This window comes from Sabulibacter ruber, from assembly GCF_017355955.1.
Classification (GTDB): Bacteria; Bacteroidota; Bacteroidia; order Cytophagales; family Hymenobacteraceae; genus Nibribacter; species Nibribacter ruber_A.
On the sequence record NZ_JAFFID010000046.1, the window covers coordinates 1 to 347 of the forward strand.

Consider the following 347-nt stretch of genomic DNA (forward strand, 5'->3'; position numbering starts at 1 on the left):
GGCGGTGAACACGCTGCGGCATCTGTTCGTAACCCTTGATCCTGATGTCCTGGAGGCGGCCTTTCGCCGTCACGCTCGTCAGCTGGACAGCGCCCATGCAGCGGACGGCAGGCGCACCGTTGCACTCGATGGCAAGATGCTGCGTGGCAGTTTCGACCATCTGCACGACCGCACCACCACGCATGTGCTGAGCGCATTCGCCAGCGACGCCGCGCTGATCCTGGCCCATCGGGAGGTTTCTGCCACACCGGAGGAGATCGGCGGTGTGCAGGCCCTCATGGCCGAGCTCGGCGTGAGCAGAGGGGTATCGCACCGAACTGTGATATACCCCAGGCTATAATCACAGC

1 protein-coding gene is annotated in these 347 nt (G+C 63.7%); it reads left to right on the forward strand.

Annotated elements, in window-relative coordinates; translation table 11 throughout:
* The coding region (locus JT719_RS24390; RefSeq protein ID WP_207436397.1) for a hypothetical protein at positions 1 to 340 on the forward strand (340 nt) is incomplete at its 5' end.
* Positions 341 to 347: the final 7 nt, after the last annotated feature.